This is a genomic window from Pseudomonas simiae, from assembly GCF_000934565.1.
GTDB lineage: Bacteria > Pseudomonadota > Gammaproteobacteria > Pseudomonadales > Pseudomonadaceae > Aquipseudomonas > Aquipseudomonas simiae.
Genome location: NZ_CP010896.1, coordinates 1,110,577 through 1,136,636, shown reverse-complemented (window position 1 = coordinate 1,136,636; position 26,060 = coordinate 1,110,577). Strand labels below are relative to the sequence as shown.

24 protein-coding genes are annotated in these 26,060 nt (G+C 61.3%); 8 read left to right on the top strand and 16 right to left on the bottom strand.

Going from position 1 to position 26,060, the window contains the following annotated elements:
• Nucleotides 1-44 precede the first annotated feature (44 nt).
• A complete protein-coding gene (gene fecA / locus PF1751_RS05080) occupies nucleotides 45-2,381 on the top strand; it encodes a TonB-dependent Fe(3+) dicitrate receptor FecA (RefSeq protein WP_044286679.1) in 2,337 nt (778 codons plus the stop codon).
• 64 nt (nucleotides 2,382-2,445) lie between these two features.
• Here the strand turns inward: fecA and PF1751_RS05075 are convergent, their stop codons facing one another.
• Both PF1751_RS05075 and PF1751_RS05070 read right to left on the bottom strand, forming a co-directional pair.
• Nucleotides 2,446-2,856: an HPF/RaiA family ribosome-associated protein gene (locus PF1751_RS05075; protein ID WP_010212906.1), complete on the bottom strand. Its 411-nt coding sequence runs from the start codon at nucleotides 2,854-2,856 to the stop codon at nucleotides 2,446-2,448.
• Nucleotides 2,857-3,068: 212 nt separating this feature from the next.
• On the bottom strand, nucleotides 3,069-4,016 hold the full coding sequence (locus PF1751_RS05070; protein WP_010212907.1) for a LysR substrate-binding domain-containing protein: 948 nt from the start codon (nucleotides 4,014-4,016) through the stop codon (nucleotides 3,069-3,071).
• Between the two features lie 137 nt (nucleotides 4,017-4,153).
• On the opposite strand from PF1751_RS05070, the gene PF1751_RS05065 reads away from it, so the two are divergent.
• The 3 genes from PF1751_RS05065 to PF1751_RS05055 all read left to right on the top strand — a co-directional run bounded on the left by PF1751_RS05065 (nucleotide 4,154) and on the right by PF1751_RS05055 (nucleotide 7,470).
• Entirely contained in the window at nucleotides 4,154-5,530 is a 1,377-nt protein-coding gene (locus PF1751_RS05065) for an L-serine ammonia-lyase (RefSeq protein ID WP_044286678.1), read from the top strand.
• 61 nt (nucleotides 5,531-5,591) lie between these two features.
• Entirely contained in the window at nucleotides 5,592-6,878 is a 1,287-nt protein-coding gene (locus PF1751_RS05060) for a serine/threonine transporter (protein ID WP_044286677.1), read from the top strand.
• A 277-nt stretch (nucleotides 6,879-7,155) separates the two neighbouring features.
• Entirely contained in the window at nucleotides 7,156-7,470 is a 315-nt protein-coding gene (locus tag PF1751_RS05055; RefSeq protein ID WP_010212911.1) for a DUF3509 domain-containing protein, read from the top strand.
• Here the strand turns inward: PF1751_RS05055 and PF1751_RS05050 are convergent.
• Nucleotides 7,467-7,955 carry a phosphate-starvation-inducible protein PsiE gene (locus PF1751_RS05050; protein WP_010212913.1) on the bottom strand — a complete coding sequence of 163 codons (489 nt, stop codon included), beginning with the start codon at nucleotides 7,953-7,955 and terminating at the stop codon, nucleotides 7,467-7,469. The genes PF1751_RS05055 and PF1751_RS05050 overlap by 4 nt on opposite strands.
• A 274-nt stretch (nucleotides 7,956-8,229) precedes the next feature.
• Between PF1751_RS05050 and PF1751_RS05045 the strand changes: the two genes are divergently transcribed.
• The gene (locus PF1751_RS05045; protein ID WP_010212914.1) at nucleotides 8,230-8,490 is read left to right on the top strand and encodes a YebG family protein; all 261 of its coding nucleotides are present in this window, start codon (nucleotides 8,230-8,232) and stop codon (nucleotides 8,488-8,490) included.
• Between the two features lie 89 nt (nucleotides 8,491-8,579).
• Here the strand turns inward: PF1751_RS05045 and PF1751_RS05040 are convergent, their stop codons facing one another.
• On the bottom strand, nucleotides 8,580-9,293 hold the full coding sequence (locus tag PF1751_RS05040) for a dienelactone hydrolase family protein (RefSeq protein WP_021491833.1): 714 nt from the start codon (nucleotides 9,291-9,293) through the stop codon (nucleotides 8,580-8,582).
• Between the two features lie 247 nt (nucleotides 9,294-9,540).
• On the opposite strand from PF1751_RS05040, the gene PF1751_RS05035 reads away from it, so the two are divergent.
• Complete coding sequence (locus PF1751_RS05035; RefSeq protein WP_010212917.1) at nucleotides 9,541-10,848, top strand: acetamidase/formamidase family protein; 1,308 nt, start codon at nucleotides 9,541-9,543, stop codon at nucleotides 10,846-10,848.
• Nucleotides 10,849-10,856: 8 nt separating this feature from the next.
• Here PF1751_RS05035 and PF1751_RS05030 read toward each other — a convergent pair whose 3' ends face one another.
• The gene (locus PF1751_RS05030) at nucleotides 10,857-11,876 is read right to left on the bottom strand and encodes a Leu/Phe/Val dehydrogenase (protein ID WP_044286676.1); all 1,020 of its coding nucleotides are present in this window, start codon (nucleotides 11,874-11,876) and stop codon (nucleotides 10,857-10,859) included.
• 187 nt (nucleotides 11,877-12,063) lie between these two features.
• Between PF1751_RS05030 and PF1751_RS05025 the strand changes: the two genes are divergently transcribed.
• Nucleotides 12,064-12,867, top strand: coding sequence for a SirB1 family protein (locus PF1751_RS05025; protein ID WP_021491835.1), 804 nt, complete (start codon nucleotides 12,064-12,066; stop codon nucleotides 12,865-12,867).
• Here PF1751_RS05025 and PF1751_RS05020 read toward each other — a convergent pair.
• Genes PF1751_RS05020 through hmgA form a run of 4 tightly spaced genes read right to left on the bottom strand, consistent with a single transcriptional unit; the run spans nucleotide 12,864 to nucleotide 17,498 of the window.
• Entirely contained in the window at nucleotides 12,864-14,231 is a 1,368-nt protein-coding gene (locus PF1751_RS05020) for an MFS transporter (protein WP_044286675.1), read from the bottom strand. The two genes, PF1751_RS05025 and PF1751_RS05020, sit on opposite strands and share 4 nt — an antisense overlap.
• A 39-nt stretch (nucleotides 14,232-14,270) precedes the next feature.
• Nucleotides 14,271-14,912 (bottom strand): maleylacetoacetate isomerase, encoded by a 642-nt coding sequence (gene maiA / locus PF1751_RS05015; protein WP_044286674.1) that lies wholly within the window; start codon nucleotides 14,910-14,912, stop codon nucleotides 14,271-14,273.
• 12 nt (nucleotides 14,913-14,924) lie between these two features.
• Nucleotides 14,925-16,211: a fumarylacetoacetase gene (gene fahA, locus PF1751_RS05010; protein ID WP_044286673.1), complete on the bottom strand. Its 1,287-nt coding sequence runs from the start codon at nucleotides 16,209-16,211 to the stop codon at nucleotides 14,925-14,927.
• 3 nt (nucleotides 16,212-16,214) lie between these two features.
• Nucleotides 16,215-17,498, bottom strand: coding sequence for a homogentisate 1,2-dioxygenase (gene hmgA / locus PF1751_RS05005; protein WP_044286672.1), 1,284 nt, complete (start codon nucleotides 17,496-17,498; stop codon nucleotides 16,215-16,217).
• A 120-nt stretch (nucleotides 17,499-17,618) separates the two neighbouring features.
• On the opposite strand from hmgA, the gene PF1751_RS05000 reads away from it, so the two are divergent.
• On the top strand, nucleotides 17,619-18,398 hold the full coding sequence (locus tag PF1751_RS05000; RefSeq protein ID WP_010212925.1) for an IclR family transcriptional regulator: 780 nt from the start codon (nucleotides 17,619-17,621) through the stop codon (nucleotides 18,396-18,398).
• A 1-nt stretch (nucleotide 18,399) separates the two neighbouring features.
• Here the strand turns inward: PF1751_RS05000 and dacB are convergent, their stop codons facing one another.
• The 7 genes from dacB to PF1751_RS04965 all read right to left on the bottom strand — a co-directional run bounded on the left by dacB (nucleotide 18,400) and on the right by PF1751_RS04965 (nucleotide 25,986).
• A complete protein-coding gene (dacB, locus tag PF1751_RS04995) occupies nucleotides 18,400-19,845 on the bottom strand; it encodes a D-alanyl-D-alanine carboxypeptidase/D-alanyl-D-alanine endopeptidase (protein ID WP_042571690.1) in 1,446 nt (481 codons plus the stop codon).
• A gap of 51 nt (nucleotides 19,846-19,896) precedes the next feature.
• On the bottom strand, nucleotides 19,897-22,335 hold the full coding sequence (locus PF1751_RS04990) for a TonB-dependent siderophore receptor (RefSeq protein ID WP_080923182.1): 2,439 nt from the start codon (nucleotides 22,333-22,335) through the stop codon (nucleotides 19,897-19,899).
• Between the two features lie 108 nt (nucleotides 22,336-22,443).
• On the bottom strand, nucleotides 22,444-23,379 hold the full coding sequence (locus tag PF1751_RS04985) for a glutathione S-transferase family protein (RefSeq protein ID WP_044286670.1): 936 nt from the start codon (nucleotides 23,377-23,379) through the stop codon (nucleotides 22,444-22,446).
• A gap of 75 nt (nucleotides 23,380-23,454) precedes the next feature.
• Nucleotides 23,455-23,730: a GIY-YIG nuclease family protein gene (locus PF1751_RS04980; protein WP_010212929.1), complete on the bottom strand. Its 276-nt coding sequence runs from the start codon at nucleotides 23,728-23,730 to the stop codon at nucleotides 23,455-23,457.
• Nucleotides 23,731-23,766: 36 nt separating this feature from the next.
• The gene (locus tag PF1751_RS04975; protein ID WP_010212931.1) at nucleotides 23,767-24,237 is read right to left on the bottom strand and encodes a nuclear transport factor 2 family protein; all 471 of its coding nucleotides are present in this window, start codon (nucleotides 24,235-24,237) and stop codon (nucleotides 23,767-23,769) included.
• A gap of 104 nt (nucleotides 24,238-24,341) precedes the next feature.
• Nucleotides 24,342-24,977, bottom strand: coding sequence for a response regulator (locus PF1751_RS04970; protein ID WP_029529239.1), 636 nt, complete (start codon nucleotides 24,975-24,977; stop codon nucleotides 24,342-24,344).
• Nucleotides 24,978-25,158: 181 nt separating this feature from the next.
• A complete protein-coding gene (locus PF1751_RS04965) occupies nucleotides 25,159-25,986 on the bottom strand; it encodes a response regulator (RefSeq protein ID WP_021491839.1) in 828 nt (275 codons plus the stop codon).
• Between the last annotated feature and the right edge of the window lie 74 nt (nucleotides 25,987-26,060).

The window sequence follows — 26,060 nt, the reverse complement described above, 5'->3', positions numbered from 1 at the left end:
AGAAGGAAAGCCACCTTGATCCTTCCTTCTCAGGACCGCTCTTCATGCCCCAGCAACCGACGCTTCTTGCCCGCACTCTGCGCCAACTCCTACTCGGCGCCAGCTTGAGTCTTACGGCACTTCCCCCTGTGATGGCGGCCGATGCCAAGCCGTATCACATCGCCCCGACGTCGCTGGAAGCTGCGCTGAACCAGTTTGGGCGCGAAGCGGGCGTGCTGATTTCGTTCGGTTCAGAAGTCACGGCGGGCATGCAGAGCCGCGGTTTGTCCGGTCATTACGGCGCCGCGGACGGCCTGCAAAAGCTGCTGGAAGGCACCGGCCTGCAAGCCCGCGCCGAAGGCGACAATGCCTACAGCCTGCAACCGGCCACGGCACCGGCCAGTATCGAATTGGGCACGTCCAGCGTCGTCGGCGACTGGCTGGGTGACGCGGCGCAAACCCATGTGTTCGAACACCCCGGCGCCCGCGATGTGATCCGCCGTGAAGAGTTCGAACGCCAGGGCGCGACCCAAGCCAAGGACGTGCTCAACCGCATTCCCGGCGTAAATGCCCCGGACAACAACGGCACCGGCAGCCACGACATGGCATTGAACTTCGGCATTCGTGGCCTCAACCCGCGCCTGGCATCGCGCTCCACGGTGCTGATGGATGGCATTCCGGTGCCGTTCGCGCCCTACGGCCAGCCGCAGCTTTCCTTTGCGCCGATCAGCATGGGCAATATGGACGCGGTCGACGTGGTGCGCGGCGGCGGTGCGGTGCGCTACGGCCCGCAGAACGTCGGTGGTGTGGTCAACTTCGTGACCCGTGCGATCCCGGATGCCCCCACGGTCAAAGGCGGCTTGCAGACCGAAACCAGCCCGTCCTCCAGCCACGACGGCTTCAAGACCACCGGCAACCTGCTGGCCGGCGGCACCGCCGACAATGGTTTGGGTGGCGCGATTCTGTACTCCGGAACCCGTGGTGGTGACTGGCGCGAGAACAGCAACACGCGCATCGACGACCTGATCCTCAAGGGCAAATACCAACTGGATGACGCCAACAGCTTTAACGCCATGGCGCAGTACTACGAAGGCCAGGCCGATATGCCGGGTGGCTTGAACGTCGCGGACTACAAGGCGGACCCCTACCAGTCCACCCGCCCCTACGACAAATTCTGGGGCCGCCGTACGATGTTCAACGTCGGCTATCGCTATGAGCAGGACCGCCGTGAATTCACTGTGAACAGTTTCTTCACCAAGACCTTGCGCAGCGGTTACCTGGACCAGGGCACGTTCCTCTCGTTGTCCCCGCGTGAATACTGGGTGCGTGGCATCGAGACCCGCTTCGCCCAAGGCTTTGACCTGGGCCCGACCAGCCACGAAGTGGGCGTCGGCTACCGATACATCAACGAGGCCGGCCACGAGCTGCGTTACCGCACGCCGATTGCCGCCAACCAGCAGATCCCCACTACCAACAGCCGCAACGACCGCGACACCCGTGGCGGCACCGAGGCCAATGCCTTCTTCGTCGATGACCGGATCGATATCGGCAAGTGGACCATCACCCCGGGCATTCGCTACGAGATTATCGAGTCGCAGCAGACGAACAACCTGACCAACGTCAAATACAAGGGCGACTACAACACCGCGCTGCCGGCGCTGAATGTGCTCTACCACCTCACCGACAACTGGAACCTCTACGCCAACACCGAAGGTTCGTTCGGCAGCGTGCAGTACAGCCAGATGCCGAACCGCGTGACCAGCGGCGAAGTGAAACCGGAAAAAGCCCGTACCTGGGAATTGGGTACCCGCTACGACGACGGCACCTTGCGTGCGGAAATCGGCGCGTTCCTGATCAACTTCGACAACCAATACGAAAGCAACCAGACCAATGACTCGGTAATTGCCCGTGGCGAAACCCGTCACCAGGGGATCGAGACCAGCATCAATTACGCGCTTGATGGTTTGAGCCCGGCGCTGGCGGGGTTCGATGTGTATGCCACCTACGCCTACGTCGACGCCACCATTCGCGAAGACGGCCCGAACAAAGGCAACCGCGTGCCCTTCTCCTCCAAGCACAAAGGCACCCTCGGCGTGGGCTACACCGAAGGCCGCTGGAAGCTCAACCTGGACAGCAGCTACCAGAGCAGCCAGTTCGCCGACAACGCCAACACCGAGAAGGAAACCGCCAACGGCGCCAACGGACGCATCCCTGGCTACATGCTGTTCAGCAGCCGTGCGGCCTATGACTTCGGCCCGCAGCTGTCGGACCTGAATGTGGCAGTGGGTGTGAAAAACATCTTCAACACCCAGTACTTCACCCGCTCGTTCGACGATAACAACAAGGGCAAATACGTAGGCGAACCACGCACGGTCTACGTGCAGACCTCTATCGCGTTCTAACGCCGCCCAAACGAAAACGGGCCTGCATATGCAGGCCCGTTTTTAGTGGAGCGTGATAAATCTATCAGCCGTTGAACACAGCGCGTTCTTTTTCCAGAAACTCCTGCTCAAGCTCGTCTTCGTTGACTTTGGTGGTCGGCTGGTTTTTCCCGGCAGCGCGTGGCTTGCCTTGCAGTTTACCAAACAGATGTTCCAACGCATGTTCCAGCTTGGTGGCCGCACCGTCGATCGCCTGTTCCAGGGTATCGGCTTTGTGCAGCACGGACAGCGGTTGATGGCCTTTTGGCCGCGCTTCCAGGCGGCAACTTAAATCGTGGGGACCGGGCTTATCGCCGTTCTCATCCCGCAGGTAGACCTCCACTCGGGTCAGGTCTTCTTCGTAACGTTCGAGCGTGCTCTCAATGGTAGTACGTACCCACTCCTCCAGTCGGATGCTGCTTTCAATATGGTTATCGCTATTGACTTGGATTTGCATAGTTCTTCCCTTATTTCAGCTAGCTCGCGAGAGGTCACAACTGCAACACCGGGTCGGTGAAACCATGACCTCTTAACTACACAATTGAGCAGTCAGCAGAACAATTCAACCCCTTTGCAAAGATAAATCCCACATTACAAATTAAGTCTGACTACGAGCAAAAACACTGTTAGGGTGGGGAGTTAGTTACATCTTCTTACGCCCTGCAAACCTCATAATTGCCCCTCTCCCAACGGGTGCAATCCCCGGAAAATCCCCGCTTCTTCAACCAGCCAATCATGCACCGCGCGTACGCCCGGATGGCTCAGTGCGCCTGGCGCATACAGCAACACGTAACGCTTGTAGTTAGGCACGGCAAGCCCGAAGGGTACGATCAAGGTGCCACGCTCCAGCTCATCGTTGAGCAAGGTGCGTCGCGCAATGGCCACGCCCATACCGGCGATGGCGGCTTCGATGGTCAGGTGGTTGCGGTTGAAGGTGTGACCGCGTCGCACGTCGGCGTGGTGATAGCCGATAGCATTCAGGTAGAACTCCCACTCGGCGTACTCATAACTCCCACGCCAGGCGGTGATGTCGTGCAGCAACGGAAAATGCACCAGGTCGGCGGGACCATGCAGCGGCGGTCTGCCGCGCAGCAGGCTCGGGGCACAGACGGGGAAAATCTGCTCGTCCAACAGGGCTGTGGATAACAAGCCAGGGTAGCTGCCGTCGTTCAAGTCGATGGCCAGGTCGAAGTCGCCCTCATGCAGGGCGATGCTGCTGTCTTCAGCGACCATGCGCAGCTGGATATCCGGAAAGCGCTGCTGCAAACGCGGCAGGCGCGGGGTCAGCCACTTACCGAGAAACGACGGGATCGAGCGCAGGCGCAAGGTGCCGCTGATCATCCCTGCATCCAGGCGCTGCAACTCCGCGTCGATGCTGCCGTAGGCCTCGCCCACCGTGGCCGCCAACCGCTGCCCCTCGGCACTCAGCTCCACCCCACGCGCGCGCCGATGAAACAAGCGGAAACCCAATCGCTCCTCCAACTGGCGAATCTGCTGGCTCACCGCACCCGGTGTGATGTGCAGTTCCTCGGCACAGCGGGTGAACGACAAATGCCGCGCAGCACAGGAAAAAACGTGCAACCAGACATAAGTCTGGCCATGGAGGGGCCGGGTCATAGCGTTTAGTCCTGCTAAAGAGTGTCTTAGGATAATTCGTTGGTCAGTGCCGTTCCAGAGGCTCAGTATCACGCCAATTCCGCTCGCTCTACAAAACATGGCAGCGATTCCTACTCCATTGCTTGTAAGGCTTTAGCATGGCTATCAGTGTTTTCGATCTATTCAAAGTGGGCATCGGCCCTTCCAGCTCCCACACTGTCGGCCCGATGCGGGCGGCGGCAACCTTTGCCCAGGCCCTGATCGATCAACAATTACTGAGCCAGACTCGTCGTGTGGAAGTGCGCCTGTATGGCTCACTGTCCGCTACCGGTGTCGGCCATGCCACCGACCGTGCCTGCGTGATGGGCCTGATGGGCGAATGGCCGGACCGGGTCGACCCCACCTCGATCAATGCACGCATCCAGCAATTGCGCGAATCCGGCCGACTCTTACTCGCAGGCCTGCAGGACATTGCCTTCAACTGGCAACAGGATCTCCGACTACTGGACGAAAGCCTGCCCTACCACCCCAACGCCATGTCCCTGCACGCCTACGGCGAAAACGGCCTGCTGAGCGAGCAGACGTATTACTCGGTGGGCGGCGGTTTCATCATCGAAGCGGCGGAAGCGGCCTCGGGCATTGCGCCGACCAGCGATGTGGAATTGCCCTACGACTTTTCCAGCGCCGTAGAACTGCTGGCGTTGTGCAACAAGCATGGCTTGCGGGTTTCCGAGCTGATGATGGCCAACGAACGCGCCTGGCGCAGCGAGGCCGACATTCGCAGTGGCTTGCTGCATATCTGGTCGGTAATGCGTGAATGCGTGGAACAGGGCCTGCGCGATGAAGGCATCTTGCCGGGAGGCCTGGACGTGCCCCGTCGCGCGGCGAAACTGCACCGCAGCCTGCTGGAAATCGGCAAGCCGAATGTCATCACCTCGACCTTGTCGGCCATGGAGTGGGTCAACCTGTTCGCCCTCGCCGTCAACGAAGAAAACGCCGCCGGTGGGCGCATGGTCACCGCACCGACCAATGGTGCTGCGGGCATCATCCCCGCTGTGCTGCATTACTACATCAAGTTCAACGCCGAGGCGTCCGACGACGACGTGGTGAATTTCTTCCTGGCTGCCGCCGCCGTCGGCATCCTCTGCAAGAAAAACGCCTCGATCTCCGGCGCCGAAGTCGGCTGCCAGGGCGAGGTGGGCTCTGCCTGCGCCATGGCCGCGGCCGGCTTGGCCGATGTCCTCGGCGCCACCCCCGAGCAACTGGAAAACGCCGCCGAAATCGGCCTGGAGCACAACCTCGGCCTCACCTGCGACCCGGTCGGCGGCCTGGTGCAAGTGCCCTGCATCGAGCGCAATGCCATCGCGGCGGTCAAGGCAATCAACGCCACGCAAATGGCCCTGCGCGGTGACGGCAAACACTTCATTTCTCTCGACCGGGTGATCCGCACCATGCGTGATACCGGCGCCGATATGCATGACAAATACAAAGAAACTTCACGGGGCGGCCTGGCGGTCAGCTGGGTGGAGTGCTGATCGGAGCACCTCTACCCGCCCCAACGTGAGCCCGCGCAAAAATAATAACGAGGCAATACCGATGACCGATGTACGTACACCTGCGGCTGAAAATCCCGCGACCACAACAACCGTGACCACCGGCTGGACCCAATACGACACCACCTGGATGCTGGGCCTCTACGGCACCGCCATCGGTGCCGGCACCCTGTTCCTGCCGATCAACGCCGGCGTCGGCGGCTTCTGGCCGCTGATCGTGCTGGCACTGCTGGCCTTCCCGATGACCTTCTTCGCCCACCGTGGGCTGACGCGCTTTGTGTTGTCGGGCAAATCAGGCGACATCACCGAAGTGGTCGAAGAGCACTTTGGCGTCGGTGCGGGCAAGCTGATCACCCTGCTGTATTTCTTCGCCATTTTCCCGATCCTGCTGGTGTACAGCGTGGCGCTGACCAACACCCTGGGCAGTTTCATGGAACACCAACTGCACATGACCCCACCGCCTCGGGCGATTCTGTCGCTGGTGCTGATTCTTGGCCTGATGGCCATCGTGCGCTGCGGCCAGGGCGTGATCGTCAAGGCCATGAGCGTGTTGGTGTACCCGTTCGTCGCGTCCCTGCTGTTGCTTGCGTTCAGCCTGATTCCCAACTGGAACGGCGCATTCTTCGCCTCCGCCGGTGATGGCATGCCCATGCCGCTGTTCTTCAAGACCCTGTGGCTGGCAATTCCGGTGATGGTATTTTCCTTCAACCACTCGCCGATCATCTCCGCGTTCGCCGTCGACCAGAAACGCGTGTACGGCGCGCAGGCCGAGCGCAAAAGCAGCGGCATCCTGGCCACGGCCCACGGCATGATGGTGCTGACCGTGATGTTCTTCTGCTTCAGCTGCGTACTGGCACTGTCGCCGGCCGACCTGGCAGCCGCCAAGGCCCAGAACATCTCGATCCTGTCTTACCTCGCCAACCACTTCCAGACGCCAGTGATCGCCTACGCCGCACCGCTGATCGCGCTGGTGGCCATTACTAAATCCTTTCTCGGCCACTACATAGGCGCCAGCGAAGGTTTCCAGGGCTTGATCGTCAAATCCCTACGGGGGCGCAATCGCTCGATGTCGGCCAAATGGCTGGAGCGTTGCACCGCGCTGTTCATGGTGCTGACCTGCTGGGCCGTCGCCACCTTCAACCCGAGCATCCTGCGCATGATTGAAACCATGGGCGGGCCGATCATCGCGTGCCTGTTGTTCCTGATGCCGATGTACGCGATTCGCCGCGTGCCATCTCTGCGCAAGTACTCGGGCCAGGTCTCCAACGTATTTGTGGTGGTGATTGGATTGATTGCGCTGTCTGCGATCGTTTTTTCCGTCCTGCCCTGAAACAGATCACTGACCGAAACGACAATACCGAACAAATGTGGGAGCGGGCTTGCTCGCGAACGCGGTGTATCAGCTAATGAATACTCGGCTGAAGGACCGCATTCGCGAGCAAGCCCGCTCCCACATTGGCCCCTTACCGCCTGAAAGATCTCTATACGGCACGGCCCTTGCTGTACAGCTTATGAGGGAAACGGAATTTGGCCGATGGTCAGGAGACGCGAACTAATCCCGACACCGGTCGTCAATGACTGCATGTTCTTATTAGGCGGTACGCACCATGGACAATCCTTTTCAGATCATCACCGACACATTCACTCCCGAATATCGCGTCAACCTGAGCATCCAACGCTTGGACGGCAGCATCATGCTGACCCTCTCCAACGAACAAGGCGTGGTGGCCAAGCGCATGATCAGCGCCGAACAGCGCAATGACCCAAAGCGGCTAAAACGCCTGGTGCAAAGCATCCAGTTCGGCATCGCCATCGAACAGGGCCACAGCGCCATGGAGATCCTGGCGATGATGACGGATGGCGATCACAAGGTCCTACAGCGACCGCCGACCCGCGCCCTGCCGTTCAGCGTCGGGCTTTAAAGCTCGCCCTTCTCGGTCTCCTGGCTCGCCTCGCCCTTGCGACGCGGGCCTTCGACCTTCACCGATGGGAAGGCTGACGACGCGTAACGCACGACCAGAATCGCAAACGCCAACAGCAGAATCCCACCGCACAAGTAGATGATTCCCACATCAGGTGGGTTGTGGTGCGACACGTTGGAGATCAGCAGACGCGTCAGCGCGGTGATCGCCACGTAGATCAGGAAGCGCACCGGCATGTGGTTGGTCTTGAAATAAATCCCGACCATAGCGCCCAGTTCCAGGTAGATGAACAGCAACAAGATGTCATCGATCTTGATGTGCCCGTTCTCCAGCATCCCCAAAAATTCCATCACCGCCGCCCAGGCCGTCACCGCACCAATGGCGAACAGCGCCAGGTAGTGAAACGACTCGACAAACAGATTGCCCAGTGACTCGGCCAGCCCGTGTACTTGCTGGCGCAGCCTTTCGGCCCAATTGATCTTCACGATGATGCTTCCTTAGGTCGACTCGACCGGATAATGCGGGTTAGACGTGACGGTTGTTCTGCATGCAGAAAAAAGGCCAGGGGCAGGTATAAGATGATGGCGGGGTGACATGAGGCACTCCAAACCTGTATTTACGGGCTACATTAAAAAACTGCTACCCAAACCCGAGGGTTTGGCTTACTCTTTTTACTGTATATAAATACAGCACTCTAGCGACACCCGAACACAAGGGCTACTCCCCTTCACTACTGCACCCTGATGACGAGGCCAAAAAATGGCTGTTGAAACCCTGTATCGCAGTACCCGCGACTTGGAGACTACATTCGTGGACCGCAAACTTGCCGACGCACACGACCAGATGCTCGAACTGGCAGAGTCCCTGATGGAAGTCCTGTTGAAAAACGTGGAAGGCTTGACTGAAAAGCAGGCAGAAGACGCCGGTATTTTCATGGCCAAGAACCGCGCCGCCTTTGCAGCAGCGTTCAAGAACAACGCCAGCGCCCTGGCCGAGATCGGGCAGCCAGAGGCAGAGTAAGGAGGCCGGCCCGCCTCCGTTGATTCAGGGTGAACCAACAGGTTCAGGCAGACCGGCAACTCATCGTTTTACCGAAGGCTATTTGCGCCTTACGCCTGCCACAGGGTTTTACCGAAGAAGGTCAACGTGCGGTCCCACGCCAGTTGCGACCATGCGGCGTCGTATTGCGTGTCGGGGATACGGCCGTTGCCGATCGCTGTTTCGTTGGCAAAGGCATGGCGCGCCAGGTAACGGTAGAAGGTCGCGTCCACACCTGCCGCGTGCAGCGTTGACTCCAGCTCCGCGACGGTTTCGATGTTGAAAAAAGCATCCTGTGTGCCCCAATGGCCAATCAGCGGTGCTTTGATTTTTGCCGCATCCAGATATTCAAGCGGTGGGAAGCCATACCAGACCACACCCGCAGCCAGCTCCGGAATTGCATTGAGCGCCAACAGCGTCAACGCCCCGCCCATGCAGTAGCCGGTCACGCCCACTTTTTGCGAGTCGGCCTGCAGGTAGCGCACCGCGCCCTTGATGTCCTGGGATACTGCATCGCCAAAATCCAGGCTGTCCATCAGGTGATGGGCTTCTTCCTCTTCCACGGTCGAGGCGCCGCGATAAAGGTCCGGCACCAGCACCCGGTAACCGCACTCGGCCAGGCGGATGGCCACGCCCTTGATCTGCTCGTTCAGCCCCCACCACTCTTGAATCAATACGATGGCCGGCGCCCCTTCCAGCACAGCCGGGCTGGCCAGATAGCCATTGACCTCGGCGCCGTCCGGACGCTTGAACGTTACGGAATGGGCTGTTGCTTGATTGGACATGAATATTCTCCGCAGCAAGTAGGAAAACGATAGCTGAGCAAGCACCTCAAAGCGCCAGCCCACAGAACCCTATCAGGATTTTTGCAGTTACAAACCCTCCTCTCCCATCGTTATGTACCACTGTGTATTAGCGCACCCGCGCGACATATTCGGGATACAAAACACCGGTCTACTGGGCCTGCCTGAACCTTCCCTGATCAATAAGCCGTGACCGAAGGTTCAATCACATAGGACCCGGAGAATAAAAATGCACCACTCAGCACCGGTTGATCGCCTGATCGTCAACACCTACACCAATGGCCTCATCGGCCCCAGCCAGAAGATGCTCGGCCCGCTCGCCGATGGCGGCACGCTTATCACCGGTACTCCGCCGGGGTGTTGGGGCCCAATGATCACGCCCGCATTTGAGGGTGGTCATGAGGTGACTCAACCCGTATTCATCGCCGGCGCAGAGGTTGGTGACGCCGTGGCCCTGAAGATCAAACGCATGCGCGTGACGTCTCTGGCCACTTCGTCAGGTGTCATGCGTTTTGTTGAGGGGCGTTATCATGGCGATCCCTTTGTCGCCAAGTTCTGTTCCAACTGTGGGCAGGAGCATCCCGCCAGCCATGTCGACGGCATCGGCGCCGACGCCATTCGTTGCAACGCCTGCGGGGCGGAGGTCAGCGCATTTCGTTTCAGCCATGGCTACGTCATCGTGTTCGATGCCGAGCATCAGCTGAGCCTGACCGTGAACCAGTTGGTAGCCGACCGCCTCGCCGGCCAGGCACCGGATATGGCGGCGTTGCCGGAGATGTCCGCCCAGCATTCGATTCTGTCCCTGGCCCGCGCCGATATCCCCGGCCTTGCCGCGCACATGCGGCCGTTCCTGGGCAATATTGGCACCACGCCTTCACGGGATCTGCCGGATTCCCACAACTGTGCCGACTTCGGCCAGTACCTGGTCGGCGCGCCCCATCGCTACGGCATGACCCATGACCAACTGCATGCCGCGAAAACCGACGGGCACATGGACACCAACTCGGTACGTGAAGGTTGCGTGCTGATTTGCCCGGTGAGAGTCCCCGGCGCCGGGGTTTACATGGGCGATATGCACGCCCAGCAAGGCAACGGCGAAATTGCCGGGCATGCCACCGATGTATCGGGTGAAACCGAACTGACCGCCCATGTGATCAAGGGGTTGGCACTCGACGGCCCGATCCTGCTGCAGAACCTTGATGACCTGCCGCCCATGGCTCGTCCGATGACTGCCGAGCAACGGTTGCATGTCAAGGCATTGGGCGAGCGCTGGGGGCAGTTCGAGATAGAAGACAACGGACCCATTACGTTTATCGGCAGTGGCGCCGACCTCAACTTAGCGACGGAAAACGGCCTGGAGCGCGCAGCGGCCGTCACGGGGCTGTCAATGGATGAGGTGCGCAACCGCGCAACGCTTAACGGCTCGATTGAAATCAGTCGGCTACCGGGGACCGTCCGCGTCACGCTCCTGTGTCCGATGCACATTCTGGATCGCATGGGGGTCGGCTCACTGGTGCGTGAGAAGTATCAACTCTGACCGGTGTATCAGCGGTACAGCAAACGCTCGGCCAGCTCATCCGCCACCCGTGCGGGTGAGCGTTTTTCCGCCTGGGCGTGAGCGAAGATCTCGGTGAGGCGCGTGCCGATGTTGGACAGGTGCGCGGTAATCGTTGGCAGTTCCGCTCCGCCGTGCTTGAGCGCGACGTAGATCAGGCCGCCGGAGTTGATCACGTAGTCGGGGGCGTAGAGGATGCCGCGGCCTTCCAGTTGGTCGGCCACTTGCAGGTTGGTCAGTTGCGCACTGGCGGAACCGGCCACGGCGGCGCAGCGCAACTGGCCAACGCTCTGACGGTTGAGCACGGCGCCCAGGCCGCAGGGCGCGAGGATATCGCACGGCGTGCTCAGCAACGCGTCGTTGGCGATGGGGTGCGCGCCCAACTGCTCCATGGCCAGTTGCACCTTGCCATGATCGATGTCGCTCACCAGCAGTTCCGCGCCGGCGGCGTGCAGCTGTTCAGCCAGGGCGTAACCGACATTGCCCAGCCCCTGAACCGCCACGCGCAGGCCTTCGAGGTTGTCGCTGCCAAGGCGCGCCATGGCGGTGGTGCGGATGCCGGCGAACACGCCCATTGCCGCATAGGGCGAAGGATCGCCTGCGGCAGTGGTGCTGGTGACGTAGCGGGTTTGTTGGGCGATGCAATCCATGTCGGCCACCGAGGTGCCGCTGTCGGTGGCGGTGATGTAGCGGCCGTCGAGTTGCTCGATGCAACGGCCGAAGGCTTCAAACAGGGCCGCGCGATTTTCCACGTGGCCAGGGCGCAGGATCACGGCGGTGCCACCGCCTACCGGCAAACCGGCCAGGGCCGCCTTGTAGCTCATGCCTTGGGCCAGGCGCGCGGCATCGGCCACGGCACTTTCGTCGTCGGGGTAGGAAAGATAGCGACAGCCACCCAGGGCCGGGCCCAGGCGACTGCTATGGATGGCGATGACCGCCTTCAGCCCGGTGACCGGGTCGACGCTCAAGTGCAGCGATTCAAGGCGGGTGCTGTGCATGAGAGCAAACATCGTCAAGCTCCCGAATCACTTCTGGTAGTGGGCCAAGTATAGGCTTGCGGCAGAAAACTGCCGGACCACGCTGGAATAAGACGCCCGTTTTCGCAGAACTTGCGACATAAGCGAGCAGGATATTCTTTAAGCCACTGGACGAAAATTCCCAGCAAGGCTAAAACGGGGGCATACGCCGGAGAATGCAATGAATCCCCGCAAAGCCTTTTTCGCCTGCCTGGAACGCTCCCCACCTGCGCTGTTTGAAGCGGCGTTGTGGATTGCTGCCGAGCATGACCCGGCCGTACAACCCTCGCAGACCCTGCAGGAACTGACCTTGCTGCAACAACAGGTGAGCCAGGGCATGCCCCTGTTGCCGGCGGATGAACTCGGCCAGCCGCTGTTGCGACGCCTGAATGACCTGGGATTTGCCCAGGATGAATTCACCCCTTTGCGCCCCGCCGCCGCCCTGCTGGACAAAGTCTTGCAGCGCAAACGTGGGCAACCCCTGGCTATGGGCCTGATCGCCCTTGAGCTGGCGCGCCGCCTGGAAATCCCCATGGTCGGCGTGAATTTCCCCGGCCATTTCCTGCTGCGGGTACCCGGCGCCGATCACCTGCTGGATCCCTGCGGCGGTCGGCGGTTGTACCCCAACGATTGCCGCGACCTGTTGCAGCGCCAATACGGCCCCAACCTCAAGCTGCAGGCCGATCACCTGCACACCGCAGATCCACGTTCGATCCTGCAACGGTTGTCACGCAACCTGCGACAACTGCACCTTTCCAACGACATTCCACTCCAGGCCTTGATCGACGCCGAGCGCGTGCTGGAACTGGGCAATGCCAGCGCCGCCGATTACCTGGCACGGGCGAGCCTGTATCAGCGCCTCGACTGCCCCAACGCCGAACGCTTCGACCTGGAACATGCGCTGATGCTCAGCGAAGACCCGATCCAGCGCCTGCGCCTGACCGAGCGCCTGGGGCACCTGCCGCCTAATTCAGTGGTGCATTAGGCCTGTGGCGCCTTGAGGGCAGCCCCAGCCAACGGGCTCTTCGAACCTTCAGCTTCGGGCGAACGCACCTGAATGATCAACAAAGCCGCGATCACCGCCGGGATCGCGCAGAAAAAGAAAATCTGCTGCACGGGGATATGCATCGCCAGCAACAGGCTGCCAAACAACGGTCCCAGGATTGAACCAAAACGCCCCACTCCCAGCGCCCACCCCGTACCGGTGGCACGTACATGCGCGGGGTAGAAGTTACTGGCGAAGGCATTGAGGGTCAGTTGACCACCGATGATGCAAAAACCGGCCGCAACGACACAGGCCACCAAGTAGCGCGGGTTGTCATGGTTCAGGCCGAGCAGAAGCGTGCACACCGCTGCGGCGGCCAGTACGCCGGACAACAGCCGCACTTTGCGTTTCAAGCGGTCGGCGAACCAGGCCATGGCGATGGCACCCAAAGTACCGGCGAACAGGAACATCGAGGTCACCAGGTTGGCCTCTTTCAACGCCAACCCACTCTCCAGCAGTAACGACGGAAGCCAACTGATCATGAAATACAGCAGGATCAGGCTGACAAAAAACGTCGACCAGATCAGCAGCGTCGGACGTGCGTAGCCATTGCGGAACAGTTCCACCACCGTCAGTTTGCTGCCCTGCTCCTGTTGGTTTTCGGCCTCGGTCGCCAGCGGCGGTTGCCAGCCCGGCAGCATGCGTGACGTCACGTTCTGCAACCGTGCATAGGGTGGTGCATCACGCAGCAAACGCGGCAATGATTCCGGCAGCAGCCATACCAGAAACGGGAACAACAGCAATGGCGTCACGCCACCCGCCAGAAACACCGCCTGCCACCCAAAGCCTTCGATAAACCCCGCCGCCACAAACCCGCCCGCCGCACCGCCGAACGAGAAGCCACACGCCGCCAAGGTCACCATCAAGGTACGCAGGCGCGGCGGCGAGTATTCCGACATCAACGCCATCGCACTCGGCATCGCGCCCCCCATACCGATGCCGCAGATAAACCGGGCGGCCATCAGTGTGGTCAGCGAGTTGGCGAACACCATCAACACGGTGAGGCTGGCGTAGATCAGCACACAGCCGAGCAGGATGCGCCGCACGCCGAACCGATCCGCCAGCGGCGTCACCAGCAACGACCCCAAGGTAAGCCCCAGCAGGTTGGCGCTGAAGACCGGGCCAAATGCAGCCTTTTCCAGCCCCCAGTCCTGGGCCAGCGCCGGCACCACGTAACCCAGCACTTGGGCGTCATAGCCGTCGGTCACCAGCAGCAGCGCCAGCAACAGGAGAATCAACCACTGATAGCGCGACACCGGACGGGCGTCGAGTGCCGCGCGAAAGCTGGCAAGCTGATTGTGCATCGCAAGTACCTGTTTTTTATTTTTATGGAACAGCAGGAATCAGGCAGCGGGTGTATCCGGTTGATTGGCGGGGTGTGCCCGCACAAATGCCGGGTGCTGGGCCGCCAACGCCGCCACCCGTCCAATGCGCGGGTAACTGGCCAACGGCACCTTGAAGCGCTCGGCCGCATACATTTGCGGGATCAGGAACGTATCGGCCAACCCCGGCTGCTCGCCGAAGCAAAACCCTTGGTCGCCGATCAACTGTTCCACCGCGCCCAAGCCCTGGCTGATCCAATGCCCGATCCACTCCAACAGTTGCGCCTCGTCATGCCCCCATTGGCGCAGCAGATTCTGGGTGCTGGAGTTATGCAGCGGATGGATATCGCAGCCGATGATCGAGGCCACCGCACGCTCATGAGCGCGGGTCGCCAGGTCCCTGGAGAGCAGCGGCGCCTGTGGATAACGTTCGTCGAGGTACTCGATGATCGCCGGCGACTGAATCAACAGTTCGCCCTCCTCGGTACGCAAGGCCGGGACACGACCTTGCGGGTTGATCGCCAGGTACTCGGGCTGGCGATGGGCACCGCCCGCCGGCACCAGCAGGTTGACCGGCACGGCGGTGAAGTCCAGGCCCTTGAGCGCCAGGGCAATGCGCACCCGATACGACGAGGTGGACCGGTAGTAGGTGTAGAGTTCCATCGCCCTGCCCTCCTAGCGTGCCGCGATCACGGTGCCGCGGCATTCGCCGAAGCCGATGGAGGCGAAGCCTTCACGGTTGCAGCGCGCACGCAGGATGATTTCATCACCGTCTTCGAGGAACTTGCGCACCTCACCGGACGGTAATTCGACCGGCTTTTTACCGCCTTCGGTCATTTCCAGCAGGCTGCCGAACTGGCCGGCTTGCGGGCCGGACAAGGTGCCCGAACCAAACAGATCGCCCGCCTGCAATTGGCAACCGTTGACGCTGTGGTGCGCCACCAATTGCGCGACAGTCCAGTACATGTGCAGGCTGTTGCTCAGGGCCAGGCGATGGGCCGGCAGGTTCTGCTCGCGCATGGCGGCGGTGGTGAGCAGTACTTCCAGCTCGATATCCAGCGCACCTGCGGCCTGGTCACGTTTATCCAGCAGATACGACAGCGGCTGCGGGTCGCCTTCAGGGCGCGCCGGCTGCGCTTTGCGGAACGGTTCCAGGGCTTCGGCCGTCACCACCCAAGGCGAGATAGTGGTGATAAAGCTTTTCGACAGGAACGGCCCCAACGGCTGGTATTCCCAGGCCTGGATATCCCGTGCCGACCAGTCATTGAGCAAACAGAAACCGGCGATGTGATCGGCCGCATCGCCAATGGCAATCGAATCACCCATCTCATTGCCCTGGCCGATCCAGATGCCCAGCTCCAATTCGTAATCAAGGCGTGCGCACGGGCCGAAGGTCGGCTCGCTCTGGCCGGCCGGCAGGGTTTGGCCTTTGGGGCGGCGTACATCGGTGCCCGAGGTGCGAATAGTCGAAGCACGGCCGTGGTATCCAATCGGCACGTACTTGTAGTTGGGCAGCAGAGGATTGTCGGGGCGGAAGAGTTTGCCGACGTTTTGCGCGTGCTCGATGCCGACGTAGAAGTCGGTGTAGTCATTGATCCGCGCCGGAACGTGCATCTGGCAATCGGCAGCGCGATGCAGCACCTGCGCTTCACGGGTGTGCAACGTGCTGCCTTCGGCCAGCAACTCCAACAGACGCTCGCGCAAGGCCACGCGCGGGCCGCGGCCCAGTGCAAAAAACGCGTTCAGTTGGCCACCCGCGGTCGCTTCGACCGCACGGCGGGCTTCACCGTCAAACTCATCGATGGCGGCTTGCAGATCCAGGATCGAGTCGCCGATCGCCACGCCAGCACGCGGGGTCGAACCGTTGACGCTGAACACGCCCAACGGCAGGTTTTGCAGGGGAAAATCGGTGTGACCATTGGCGGAGGCCACCCAGCTGCGGGTAAGTGTAGGCTGAGTCATGGGTTATCTCCGGTTCGGGTTGAAGGTGGCGGGCAGCGAGGCCCAGCACGCGTCGTAAGTGTTTTGCAGTTGCGGGCAGTCCAGGGCGAACTGGGTGGGACGCAGCACTTGGCTGGTCTCAAACATGAAGGCCATGGTGTTATCGATCTTGTGCGGCGCCAGGTCCACGTTGATGGCCTTGGTGCAGGTCTCGCCGTCCGGGCCGTGGGCGCTCATACAGCTGTGCAGCGACGCGCCACCGGGCAGGAAGCCTTCGGCCTTGGCGTCGTAGGCCCCCTGGATCAGGCCCATGTATTCGTTCATCAGGTTGCGGTGGAACCACGGCGGACGGAAGGTGTTCTCAGCCACCATCCAACGTGGCGGGAAGATCACGAAGTCGAGGTTGGCCAGGCCGTGGGTGCTGGTAGGTGAGGTCAACACAGTGAAGATGGACGGATCCGGGTGGTCAAAGCTCACGGTGCCAAGGGTGTTGAAGCGGCGCAGATCGTATTTGTACGGCACGTTGTTGCCGTGCCAGGCGACCACGTTGAGTGGCGAATGGTCCAGCTCACAGGCCCAGAGTTCGCCGAGGAATTTCTGCACCAGCGTTGTTGGTTTTTTCACATCTTCGTAGTGGGCAACCGGCGTCAGGAAGTCGCGTGGATTGGCCAGGCCATTGCTGCCGATAGGGCCCAGGTCCGGCAGACGCAGCGGCGCACCATGGTTCTCGGCGACGTAACCGCGCGCTTGCGTATCCAGCAACTCGACGCGGAATTTCAGGCCACGAGGCAACACGACGATTTCCAGCGGCTCCACCTCCAGCACGCCAAGCTCGGTAGCAATACGCAGGCGACCCAGCTCCGGCACAATCAACAACTCGCCATCAGCGTTGAAGAACACACGCTCCATGGAACGGTTGGCGCGGTAGGTGTAGATGCTGATGCCTGAGGGCTTTTCTGCCCCTGAATTGGCGACCATTCCTACAAGCCCATCGATGAAGTCCGTCGGTTCGCTCGGCATATCCAACGGGTTCCAGCGCAAGCGATTAGGCGTTACCGCCCCCAACGGCCCCCCGGCCAGTTGCCGCTCAAGCTTGATGAATGCCGGGTGATTGGCCGACGGCTGAATGCGGTACAGCCAGGTCCGCCGGGCTTCACTGCGCACCATGGTGAACGCAGTGCCAGAGAACAGTTCGGTGTACAGCCCGTAGGGCGCTTTTTGCGGGGAGTTCTGGCCGATCGGCAGCGCGCCGGGCAAGGCTTCGCTGGCGAATTCATTGCCGAAGCCCGACAGGTATTCGAGGTTCATGGATCGTCCTCTACACGGAAGTTGTTTTTATCGTAATCCAGTTACGCATAACGTAATTTGATCACCATCGACCGTCAAGCTATAAAGACGCCCATTCATCTCTCGGATTCTCGCCCTTCCATGGAAAAGCCCCGCGACACCGGTAAACAGAAAGTCCGCTCGGCCGAAGTCGGCACCGATATCCTCAAGGCTCTGGCCGAACTGTCGCCGGCCACTTCGCTGTCACGCCTGGCCGAGCACGTGCAGATGCCGGCGAGCAAGGTGCACCGCTATTTACAGGCGCTGATCGCCTCGGGTTTTGCCGAACAGAACACCGCCACCAACCACTACGGCCTGGGCCGTGAAGCGTTGCGCGTGGGCTTGGCGGCGCTGGGCAGCATGGATGTGTTGAAAGTCGGCGCGATGCCCCTGGCGGAGCTGCGCGATGAACTGAATGAAACCTGCTTTTTAGCCGTGTGGGGCAACCAGGGCGCCACCGTCGTGCAGATTGAGCCGGCGGTGCGCGCGGTAACAGTGGTCACGCAATTGGGCTCGGTGCTGCCTCTGCTCAGCTCGTCCACCGGGCTGGTGTTCAGCGCTTACCTGCCGTCGCGGGAAACCGTGGAGCTGCGTGAGCGGGAAATCCAGGCCGGCATCGCTCATGCCCTGGCGGATGACCAGGCCTACGCCACCACCTGCGAGCAGATCCGCAGCCGTGGTCTGCACTTCGTGCACGGGTTGTTGATGCCCGGCGTCGATGCCCTGTCGGCGCCGGTCTTCAATGCCATCGGCCAAGTGGCGGCGGTGATGACCGTCGTTGGCCCCACCTCGTTGTTCCATGCCGACGAAGATGGCCCGGCGGCGCAGCACTTGCTGGCGGCGACCCGGGCCGTGAGTTGGCGCATGGGCTATCAGCCCTGAACTAGTCGTGCCACTGGACCAGGGCCAGCGCCACGCGGTTTTCCAGGGCGCGGATCGGTGCGGCGGTACTCAGGTAGTTGTTGCTGATAATAGAAAACACCAGGCGCCGGCCCTGGGCGTCGGTGATGTAGCCGCTCAACGATGACACGCCGGCCATGGAGCCGGTCTTGGCATGCAGGTTATTTTCCGCCGGCGTCCCGCGCAGTCGATAACGCAGGCTGCCGCCGCTTATGCGATCGGTGTTACCGGCGATCGGCAAGGCGTTGTACCAGGCCTCGAACCAGGGTTGTTTGGCCGTCGCCAGCAGCAGATCGGTGAGGTTTTGCGACGACACCAGATTGCGCCGCGACAAGCCCGAACCATCGACCTGGCTCAGCGTCATCGGGTCCAAACCTTGGCGCCGCATAAAGTCTGCCACTGCCGCGACACCGGCCTGCGCCGTGCCTGCATTGGACGCCTTGCGGCCCATGGCCTTGAGGAAGGCTTCGGACATGTTGTTATTCGACAGTTTGAGCAGCGGTGTGAGCAGTGCCTGCAGCGGCGCCGATTGATGCTCGGCCAGCACCCTGGCCGTGACCGGACTTGCGCCACCGATCACACGCCGCCCCAGCACCTGAATGCCCTGCTGCGCCAACGCCTGCTCAAACAGATTGGCCACCAGTTGCGTCGGCTCCCACACACTCACCCACTGTCGACTTTGCTTGCCCGGCGCCAGCGTGCCGGTGAGCTGCAACAGATTGGTGCCATGCTGGCGGGTGATGCCGTAGTTGTTGCCGGGGCCGCTGACAGCACGGTTGCTCAGTTGCACGTAGTCGGTAGACGGGCTCACCACCACGCTGACCGGTTGGCCAACCCCGCTAGGGGCCTTCGCCGTGACCAGCAACGTCCCCGCATCAAAATCCGTGTTCGGCGATACGGTCAACGCTGAAATCTGCGCACCGTAATAGGTACTTTCATCGTCGTGAGCCCAGTCCACACCCAGGCGCTCGGCGTCGAAAAAGGTATCGTCGAAAACCAGGTCGCCCTGGACCTGACGCACGCCTTGGGCTGCAAGCTGTGCCGCCAATGCCTGGTAATCAGCGAACTGCGTGGTCGGATCACCCAGGCCCTTGAGGTACAGGTTACCGGTGAGGCGCTCGCCTTGCAGCGTGCCATTACTCAGCAATTGGGTAGAAAAACGGTACTGCGGCCCCAGCACATCCATCGCCGCTGCGGTGGTGAGCAATTTGAGATTGGACGCGGGGATCAACCGTGTACGCGAGTTGTGTTGATAGAGCGTGCTACCGCTACGGGCATCACGCACCATCAGGGAAACAGTGGCGCCGTTGAGGGCCGGGTCAGCCAGGAGTTGCTCCAGGGTTGCCGGGGTGGAAGTCGGTGAAACACTCGCGCAACCACCCAGCAAAAAGCTCAAGCACAGCAGATGTAGCCATCGTCCAAAATGCATCAGTATCGTTTCCGCCAAGACATCAATGGCGGCAACGCTACCACAACCCCCTTAGAACTCCAGGGTGCTGGACACCGACACCTGCCGTGCATCGCCCATGGACACAAACAAGCGGCTGGCCGCCGAGGTGTAGTAGACGCGGTCGAACATGTTCTTCACGTTGAGCTGGAACTTGACCTTCTGCCCATCGATCTTGGTGTCGTAGGTGGCGAACGCATCCGCCACGGTATACCCCGGCAAGGTGAAATCGTTGGCCGCATCGCCTGCGCGTGCACCGACGTAACGTGCACCGGTCCCCACCCGCAACTGGTCGCCACCAAAGATGTTGCCGAAGTCATAGGCGACAGCCAACGAGCCGGTGTGCTTGGCGACGTTTTGCAGACGGTTGCCTTCCAGGGTCGGGTCCTTGTCCTTGACGTCCAGCGCATCGGTGTAAGCGTAGCTGCCGATCAGGCTCACCTTGTCGGTCAACTGCCCGGTAGCGTCGAGTTCCAGGCCACGGGAACGCACCTGGCCGGCAATGCTGTAGACGGTGTTGGCGCCTGAGCCAACAGAGACGAGCACGTTGCGCTTGTCGATATTGAACAACGCCGCGCTGGCGGTGATGCGTCCCGGAATGTCGAGCTTGGCCCCCAGTTCCCAGGACTTGGACTCCTCGGGCGTGAGGTCGCCGGTCAAGGTGCTGCCATCGGCCAAGGCGGCGATGGTGGAATTGGGTTTGAACGACTCGGTGTAGCTGCCGTAGAACGACAACTCATCGGTGTAGCGATACACCAGGCCCGCGCGCGGCACCCAGGCCTGGCCGTTGCCGTTGGTGTTGGCCTTGAACGGTACGCCTTTGCCGGCGTATTGGTCATACATCTGGTAGCGCGCGCCGGCGACAAAAATCCACTGTTCGTTCAGGTGGATGGCGTCCTGGAAGAACAACGAATCGCTGCGCAGCAGGTCGGTCTGGGCACTGTCGGCGGGGCTGACGGTCGTGCCCGCCACTTCGTTGCCGTACACCGGATTGTTGTAGTTGAAGCTGGTGGCGCGCGAACTCTGGCGGATCAGGTCGGCGCGGTAGATCTTGCGGTACTCGTCATCCAGGCCGAACACCACATCGTTTTGCAGGCCGAACACATTGACTTTGCCTTCCAGACTCGCCGTGGCGAAGCGGTCCGTAGTGATCGCGCCCTGGGTGCCGTCCATCTTGCGGGTCAGCGTGCCGTTGGCGTTCACCGCACTCACACGCACTTGACTGGCGTCGTAGGTCTCGCGGTTCCAGCTGTAGCCGAAATGGGCTTTCCAATCATCGTTCAGGTCATGATCGGCTTCGAAGCGGTACAGGTCGGAACGGCCTTCCATGTTGTTGAAAGGTTCATCCAGACGGCGTGTGGCTGGGATGTCCAGCGGGTGATTGGTCTTGGGATCGATGGCGGTGCCACGGTCGAACGGCGTGAGAAATTCGCGGTGTTCGTAGGCAAACAGCAATTGGGTGCTGTCACCGTACCAGGCCAGGGACGGCGCGATCAGGCTCTCACGGTGAGTGCCGAAGTTGCGCCAGTAATCTTCGTCTTCATGGTCGACGATCAGCCGGTAGGCCAAGCCGCTGTCGCCAATCGGGCCGGTGGTGTCGAGGCTGCCGCCGCTGCCGTTCTTGCCGTCACCAAAGGTAGAGCCGCGCACGGTCAGGGCAGTGGAGCGCATCAGCTCCGGCTTTTTGCTGACGATGTTCACCACGCCGCCCGGGTCCTGAATACCGTACAGCAGCGACGACGGGCCCTTGAGCACTTCGACGCGCTCGGCCGTAGCATTCAGCGCGCGCCCCTGCACGATGGGCATGCCGTCGCGCATGATCGAACCGTTACGGTTGTCGCCGAAGCCCCGCAGCATCACGGCGTCCTGGGTGCTGGCCAAGGTATTGGCCTGGGTGATGCCGCTGATGTTGGCGAGGGCGTCATCCAGATTACGCGGGGTCTGGTCACGCAGTACTTGGGCAGGCACCACGTTGACGGTTTGCGGGGTTTCCAGCAGCAGCGCGTGGGAGCGCATCACCGAACTGGTGGGCGGTGGCTGGTAGCTGGTGCTGTCCTCGACTTGCTGGCCGACACCGCTGATGGTGGTTGCGCCGAGGTTGACCGCGCCCTCCGTCGGCACCGGCTCAAGCGCCAGGGTGCGGGCATCGATCTGACGGAAGGTGAAGCCGGTGTTGCTCAGCAGCCGTTGCAGGGCCTGGGTCGCGCTCATTTGCCCGCTGACCGCCGGGGCACTGAGGCCGTAGGGCGCTTCATCGGTGTAGATCACGCTGATGCCGGTGACGCGGCTGAAATCGCTCAAGGCCTGGGGCAGCGGCTTGGCCGTCAGGGCGAAGTTGAACCGGGCGCTTTGCTGCTCCTGCGCCTGCGCCTGCGCCTGCGCCACACTCAAGGGCAGCAGCGCCAGCCCCGATACCGCCAATACCGAGGCTCCCAGCCACTGTTTAACCCAACCGCCCGCCGTCGACTTCATGCTGTGAGAACCCGTGTAGAAAACGCTGTTAATGCGAATAGATCGCAGTTTCAAGCACTACACGGATGGGCCGTGGATTTACCTCACTTTTATTTGCAACTTTTTTGTTTATTGCGCCTGGATGCAAAACCCCATGCGCGGGAAATGCACATGCAAGGTGCCGCCACGTTCGTCGGTACGGCGCAGGATCAGCTCTTCGCGCCCGGCGAACAGCAGTTCCCCAGCGACCGGGTCGGTGCCGTAGTCGGTGGCGGAAATGGTCACCTGCTGGCCGGCCTTGAAGCCGTTCAAGTCCTCGAACACTTCTTCAGGCAAAACAGCCGGTGCAGCGTTACGCGATACCTCCAAGGCTTGCTCGGCGCTCATCTGGATAGAGGTACCATGGCCGAACCCCAGCACACGGTCCAGCCAGGCAGCGACGGTCGGATAGAAGTCCACCAACGGCGACGTCACTGAAGAGCCTTTGAGGAACCACAGTGGGTGGGCCAGGGCAAAGTCGGCAATCGACGGCTCGCCGAACAGGAAATCCTCCGCCGGGTGCTGCAACTGCTGATGGATGCGATGGATGATCGTCGGCCACTGGTGCTTGGCCTGGTCCAATTGCACACGGGTTGCGGTGCCGCCGCTGAACAGCTTGCTGCGATCCGCCACCAACACCTGGATCATTTCCGGCGGCACCTTGGCAAATTTCACCGCCAGGGATTCCGGCTGGAACACCAGCGCCACAGCATGGGAAAACACCACCGAGTCCGCCCAGGCCGCGAAGCCTTGAGTGACCAGTTCCAGGCCTTGGGGGAACAGTGCCGGCGCAGACTTTTCCTGCTCCAGGCGACGGGCAATCAAGGCGGTGTCACAGTAGATATCTGCGCCGACCTGCAACACCGGGGTCTTGCGATAACCGCCGGTGAGGGCTGTCAGGTCAGGCTTGGGCATGACGGGCGAGATATGCACCGAGTGCCAGGACAATCCCTTGAAACCCAGAAGCAGGCGGGCTTTTTCAGCAAAGGGGGACTGCGGGTAATGGTGGAGGATTAACTCAGACATGCCAGGCTCCGCGCTAGAAATGAACCGCTAGCTTAGCCTGCAACCACAGGAAACGGGGCGATGGGAACCCATCAGTCAAATCAATGAGCCACTGGCCGCCAGGCACTCCTTGGCGCTCTTCTTCAACTTCTTGATCAGGCGTTCCTGGCGCAGCGCTTCGCCCTTGGACGCGCATTGCTCGGTGTACACCAACGCCACGGCAGGGCTCGACAAAAAGAACCGGGCGCCCTTGCCGCTCTGGTGCGAGGCAAAGCGGCGCACCGGGTCATTGCTGATGCCGCAATACAGGGAACCATTGGCGGCGCGCACCAGGTAGACGAACCAGGGTTTGGGTGCGGAAGGATCAGTCACGGGCGATGTCTGCAAACCAGAGGAACGCTAATCTTATCAACGACCGGCCTGGAATGCCTTCAACCCTTTGAGCGCCTGGGCGCGCACGGCGTTTTTCAGCGCAGGCGACCAGCCCAGCAGCAGGCCTTTCAAGCCCAGGGCCTGGCGCGACCAACGCCACAGATCGAAGTGGTCGTGGTGCTCGCAGATTTTGCCATCGCGAAACACGAACCGCGCACCGATGTCGTTGACCACCGTATTGCCGGTGGCGCTGAACAGGTACGTCGCTACCCAATGCGCACTGCCGGTGCTGTCATCGCTGCGCACATGGTCGAAGGTCAGGGAGAAGTCCTTGGCGCGGGTGGTGAGCATGCGCCACATATCCCCGGCATCGCGGCCACGCAGCTCGCCAAAGGCCGGGTCGCTGAACACCACGTCGTCGGTGTAGCAGGCGGCCATGGCTTCGGCGTCCAGGCGCTGGAAGGCGCTGTAGAACTCGGTGATCAGGGCGTTATGGGCATCACTCATGGGCAGGGTCCGCTGGCGTCGAAAAGATAGCCGCACGATAAGCCGCCGGCAGCGCCAAGGCTAGCAACATTCGCCGCGCAAATGGGCGGCTTGCCGCGCCGGGCTCAGGGCACCATGCCGCTGCTGCGGGCATAGGCGAACAGATCCACATCGGTAGAAATGCACAGCCGGTTCATCGCCGTGCTTTTCTGCTTGCTGATGGTCGAAATGCTGCGGTTGACCCGCGCCGCGATCTGGCTGACGGTCATACCGCTGGCGAGCATGCGCACCACTTCGCGCTCCTTGCAGGACAACTGCGGCACGGCTTGCTGGTTACCCGTCCCGGCCTCCGCCAGTTGCGCACGCAAACATTCGCTGACGAAGGTGCGCCCTTCACTGACGGCGGCAATCGCCAGCGGCAGTTCACGGGCCGACGCGCTTTTGGCCAGGACCGCCCGGGCCCCCTGGGCAAACGATTCGCGCAAGGTGGCGACACTGGCAAACATGGTTACCAGAATCACCGGCAAGTCCGGATGCCGGCGCTGCATCAGGCCCAGCAAGCTATAACCGTCGGCTTGCTGGTTACCCGGCATGGCAAAGTCCGTGACCAGGATGTCGCACGGCGTGCTGTCCACCAGCGCCAGCAACTGATCCGGACCGTCGGCCTCGGCAACGACTTTGCATCGGCCATTGGCTTCTATCACCACTTTCTGCCCGATACGCACAATGGGATGATCGTCAGCAATAATTACGCGAAGCATGAGCACCACCATGATGGCAACTTGAATCCGCGCAAAATACTCCCGGATCGGATCAGCAACAACCGCCCCTGAAAGCAGTAATGGCAGATAGCCCAGCAATCCCTGGAAACAGGATTTTGCCCTACAGAAAAAAAGGAAATACCCCACTCCGAAGACCTACAACACGCATCAGCATGAGCTGTCATCCATTTCCTAACGCCGACAAATAGTTCAAATACCCGATCAAGTCACTGCGCAATGCGAGCAAGCGCGGAAGGTGCATGGCCACGCCGTCGCGGTTGATCGCTTCGATCAACAGTTGACCACGCCTTTCCAGCGGTGTGGCACCGAAGAATGCCACGCTACCGATCAAGCGGTGCAAGTGCTCGACCGTTGCCTGCGCGTGCAGGCCGTCGGCGGCCTGGGCCAGCGCATGCAGATCGATCTCGGCTTCGTACACCAGGCTCGCCAGGATGCCGGGCAACGCCTCCGGGCATCCGAACAGTTGACCCAGCCGTGCGCGACTCGGCCAGCGCCCTTCGACCGCCACCATCGGCTGCACCGCCTCGCTGATACGTGGGCCGGGCAGCCAGTCGCCGAGCACCTGGCGCAGTTGTTGGAAAGTCACCGGTTTGTCCAACCAGGCATCCATGCCGGCGGCCTGGCACTGCTGGATTTCATGCGCGCCCAGCTTGCCGGTGAACGCGATGACCGGCACGCCCTGCGTTCCGGCGCGCTGTTCGCGGCGGCGCAGTTCGCGCGTCATGGCAAAGCCGTCCATCACCGGCATTTGGCAGTCGCTGAAAATCAGGTCGACACAGGTAACGTCCAGAAACGCCAGCGCGGCCTGGCCATGTGCGCACACTTCAAAAGCCAGCCCCAGCCGCTCGAACATGGCGCCCATCAGCAGGCAGTATGCGGGGTGATCGTCCACCAACAACACTTTGAGCTCACGCCAATGCACGGTCGACGGGGGCTGCGCGACCCGGTCATCCCCTGCTTGGTCGCCTGGGATAGGGTCTGAAGACATGACTACCTCAACTTCAAAAAGCGCGCGGCGCCGGAATCGGCAACCTCAACGGCTGGCACACCATCCACCGACGG